Here is a 414-nt window from a genome sequence, read left to right as displayed (position 1 = left end):
TCCGGCGATATGCGGGTCGCCACGTTGGACCTTACGTTTTCGAAAATCATCCTTGGCGACTCCGCATCATCGCATGGTTCCCGTCCGTCTTTGAACATCGATCGGACAATGGTACCCGGCAAACGCCCGCGGTTCCATCATTACGCGAGTCCTCAGCGTTGGGGCATTCCAGTCTGGGTCCAGGCGTTGGTTCGATGCGTTTGGCGCGATTCGCGTGACAACTACGAATCACCTGGTCAGATTCTCAGGTTCGCTCTGCAGATCGGCGTTTGAACAAGAGTGTCAAAAATACGCCGCTCCATACGGCGCACGTCCAGCTTTGAGTTCATTGGCCAAACCGAAAGAGCCCGAGCCCCATAAGCCACACGGTCACCCTATTGGTCGTCTTGGTTCTACGCAACAATTCACGGGAAC

The 414-nt window shown here is 55.3% G+C and carries 1 protein-coding gene; it reads left to right on the top strand.

Going from position 1 to position 414, the window contains the following annotated elements:
- A partial coding sequence (locus tag FYK55_RS29950) for a hypothetical protein (protein ID WP_235909061.1) occupies positions 1 to 273 on the top strand: 273 nt, incomplete at its 5' end.
- Between the last annotated feature and the right edge of the window lie 141 nt (positions 274 to 414).

Source organism: Roseiconus nitratireducens (genome assembly GCF_008629675.1).
Classification (GTDB): domain Bacteria; phylum Planctomycetota; class Planctomycetia; order Pirellulales; family Pirellulaceae; genus Stieleria; species Stieleria nitratireducens.
The sequence above is the reverse complement of the archived record's forward strand: the minus strand, read 5'-3'. Positions and strand labels throughout refer to the sequence as shown.